Here is a 3,650-nt window from a genome sequence, read left to right on the forward strand (position 1 = left end):
TGGACGCGCGGGTGGAACAACGGCGCGGCGGCGGCCGCGCGCGAAAGCGGGAGTGTCGAGAGCAGCGACGAGGGACGACGCGCGCGCGACAAGCGCGCGATCAAGCCGCGGACCCGCGCCGGGAGAGCCACGCATCGACGCGCGCGAGCGCTTCGCGCAGCGCGCCTTCGAGCGGCGCGCCGCCCGCGAGGCTGCCCCAGAGCAGTTTGTCGGCGGCGAACCCGGCAAGCGGATCGGCGGCTTCGAACAGCTTCGCCACGGCCACGCCGTCCATCACGCCGTCCTGATACTGATACGGCAGCACGCCCTTGTTCCAGCGTTGCAGGAAGCGCAGGAACAGCGCGGGCAGCACGGCGGTGGCGGCGGGCGTCGCGCCCGCGGCGATGCGTTGCGCGATCGTCGGCGCGATGAAGCCGGGGATCTTCGAGAAGCCGTCGGCGGCCACGCGCTGGTTGGTGTCCTGGATATACGGATTGCTGAAGCGTTCGAGCACCACGTCGCGATACTTTTCGAGGTCGAGCGGGCTCGGCGTGAGGCAGGGAATCACGTCCTCGCTCACGTAGGCGTGCGCGAACGCGCGGATATCGGCGTCGTTCGTGCCTTCGTGGATATACGACAGACCGACCAGCGTGCCCGCCCACGCGATGCAGCTATGCGTCGCGTTGAGAATGCGGATCTTCGCTTCCTCGTAGGGCATCACCGATTCCACCATCTCCGCGCCCGCGCGCTCCCACGCGGGGCGGCCCGCGCAGAAGTGATCCTCGATCACCCACTGGATGAAAGCCTCGCCCATCACCGGGCAGGCGTCGTCGACGCCGGTGGCGGCCTTCACGCGCTCGCGCACGTCGGGCGTCGGACGCGGCGTGATGCGGTCGACCATCGAATCGGGACAGGCGGTGTTCGCGTCGAACCATTCGCGCAGGGCGGTCTCGCCGCGCAGCGCGAGGAATTCGCGCATGCCCGCGTGAAAACGCTTGCCGTTGCTGCGCAGGTTGTCGCAGGTTTGCAGCGTGACCGGGCCGCCGCCGCGCGTCCTGCGCGCGTCGAGGATCGCGGCCAGCGCGCCGTAGATCGTGGTGCGCGCACCGTTCAGATCGGCGGCGAGATCGGGATTGGCGGTATCGAGACGGTCGTGCTCGTCGAGGTAATAACCGCCTTCGGTCACGGTGAACGCGATGATCTTGCAGGCCGGATCCGCGCCCGCGTCGATCAGGCTCGCGAGGTCCGCCGACCACGACAGCACGCGCGTGATCGAGCGGATCTGCTCGTAAGCGCGCTCGCCCTGCGGCGTGACGGTTTCCAGCGTGTAGACGCCTTGCTGCGCGGCGAGCGCGTCCATGACGGGGTTCATATCGGCGCGGATATTGCCGACGCTCAGCGTCCACTGCGGCTCGTCCGGCTGGCGCGCGAGATTGACGCGGTGCAGATACCACGCCTGATGCGCGCGGTGAAACGATCCGGCGCCGATGTGCAGGATCACGTTCGCGTCGCTGCGTTCGCTGGCCATAAGGTGTCTCCGTGTTCGCCTGTCTAGGGCGATGTGCGCGCATTGAGCGTGCGCGTCTGGCTGGTTTGGGTGTGCGAATCGACGGGCGTGAAAGATAGAGCATTTGCCCGATTGATGAACGAATGATCGTATTCGGGCGAAGGAAAGTCAAGACGACGCGCGCGGGTTTTGGTGGCGCGCTGCGGCGTGCAAGGGCGGGGCGTGCGTGCGAGCGGGCATGCGCACGCACGCGCGGCAGGCGCCGCGCGCGATGCTGTGATGCACAACGGAAAAGTGGGGGGCGAAGCGGCCTAGGCGTGAATCCGCTCGATCGCCGACACGGCCTGCGCGGTGGCGTCCGCCGCGCAGCAATCGACAACGATGCGCTCGGGCATCGCGCGCAGCCACGTGAGCTGGCGCTTGCAGAGCTGACGCGTGGCGAACACGCCCTTGTCGCGCATCGTGTCGTAGTCGATGTCGCCGTCGAGATACTCCCACGCCTGCCGATAGCCGACGCAGCGCATCGACGGCAGATTCGCGTCGAGGTCGCCGCGTGCGCGCAGCGCCTTCACCTCGTCGATCAGACCTGCCGCGAGCATCGCGTCGAAGCGCTGCTCGATGCGCCGGTGCAGCACCGCGCGGTCCGAGGGTTCGAGCGCGACGGGCACGAAGCGGTAGCGCGCGGCCTCGTCGTCGCGGCTCGACGGCGCGGCCAGCAGCGCCGACATCGGCTGCCCGGACAGCATCCAGATTTCGAGCGCGCGCTGGATGCGCTGCGAGTCGTTCGGCGCGAGGCGCGCGGCCGTGGCCGGATCGACTTGCGCGAGGCGCGCGTGCAGCGCGGGCCAGCCGTCGCGGGCGGCGTCGGCGTCGAGTTGCGCGCGCACGGCGGGATCGGCGCCCGGCAGATCGTTCAGGCCCTGCGTGAGCGCCTTGTAGTAGAGCATCGTGCCGCCCACGAGCAGCGGCACGTTGCCCCGCGCGACGATCTCGCCCGTCACGCGCAGCGCGTCGGCGCGAAAGTTGGCGGCGGAATAGGCATCGGCCGGATCGACGATATCGATCAGATGATGCGGCGCCGCCGCGCGTTCTTCCGCGCTCGGTTTCGCGGTGCCGATATCCATCTCGCGATAGACGAGCGCCGAATCGACGCTGACGATCTCGACCGTGCGGCCCTGCGCGGCCGCTTGCGCCGCGTAGCGGAGCGCGGCGGCGGTCTTGCCGGAAGCGGTCGGCCCGAGCAGGCAGGCGACCGGCGTAGCGAGTGCGTGTTGCGTCATGCTCATCGAAGCTCGCTTACTGGCCGCGCATGAACAGGCGGTCGAGGTCCGCGAGCGTGAGCTGATACCACGTCGGGCGGCCGTGATTGCACTGGTCGGCGCGTTCGGTGGTTTCCATCTGGCGCAGCAGCGCGTTCATCTCGTCGAGCGTGAGACGCCGGTTGGCGCGCACCGCGTGATGGCAGGCGAGCGTGCCGAGCATCTCGTGCTGACGCTCGGTGAGCACGCGCGAGCCGCCGTAGGCGTGCAGGTCGGTGAGCACGGCGCGCGCGAGCGCCTGGAGATCGGCGTCCTTGAGCAGCGCGGGCACGGCGCGAATCGCGATCGAGGTGGGCGAGAGCACCGCGAGATCGAAACCCAGCGCTTCGAGCGTGGCTTTTTCTTCCTCGACGGTGCCGGTTTCCACGGGATCGGCCTGCATCGAAATCGGGATCAGGAGCGGCTGCACGGCGAGCGAGCGCTCGGCCAGCGCCGTCTTGAACTGCTCGTAGAGAATGCGTTCGTGCGCCGCGTGCATGTCGACGATCACGAGGCCGCGCGCGTTCTGCGCGAGCACGTAGATGCCGTGGACCTGGCCGAGCGCGAAGCCGAGCGGATGGTCGTCGCGGGCGTCGAAGGCCGGTTGCGCGGCGCTGTCGAAGCGCGCGCCTGCGCCGTCGGCTTGTGAGACGGTCGAACCTTGCTCGGTGCCGGCGCCGACGTCCTTGCGGCCGAACAGCGCGTCGTAGAGCGCGAGCGGCTGCGCAACGGGCAGCGAGCCTTGCTGCATGCGCGACTGGCGCAGCCAGGTGTTGCCGCCGCTTGAGCTGCCACCGAAGCCGCCGCCCGAGCTGCCACCCGAGCCGCCGCCGAAGCCGCCGCCGAAGCCCGACGAGCGGCCGCTG

General features: G+C 69.5%; 2 protein-coding genes and 1 pseudogene. All 3 read right to left on the reverse strand.

The features are described 5' to 3' along the window. Positions 1-100: 100 nt before the first annotated feature. Complete coding sequence (gene dalD, locus G3N97_RS37240) at positions 101-1,507, reverse strand: D-arabinitol 4-dehydrogenase (RefSeq protein WP_205997761.1); 1,407 nt, start codon at positions 1,505-1,507, stop codon at positions 101-103. Between the two features lie 290 nt (positions 1,508-1,797). Next, complete coding sequence (miaA, locus tag G3N97_RS37245) at positions 1,798-2,772, reverse strand: tRNA (adenosine(37)-N6)-dimethylallyltransferase MiaA (protein WP_205997762.1); 975 nt, start codon at positions 2,770-2,772, stop codon at positions 1,798-1,800. Positions 2,773-2,782: 10 nt separating this feature from the next. Further along, a pseudogene (gene mutL, locus G3N97_RS37250) lies at positions 2,783-3,650 on the reverse strand (DNA mismatch repair protein MutL); the annotation flags it as partial.

This window comes from Paraburkholderia sp. Ac-20347, from assembly GCF_017104805.1.
Taxonomy (GTDB): Bacteria; Pseudomonadota; Gammaproteobacteria; order Burkholderiales; family Burkholderiaceae; genus Paraburkholderia; species Paraburkholderia tropica.

Coding starts and splice junctions, on each gene's coding strand:
- dalD (WP_205997761.1), bottom strand. CDS start 1,507: ATGGCCAGCGAACGCAGCGACGCGAACGTGATCCTGCACATCGGCGCC.
- miaA (WP_205997762.1), bottom strand. CDS start 2,772: ATGAGCATGACGCAACACGCACTCGCTACGCCGGTCGCCTGCCTGCTC.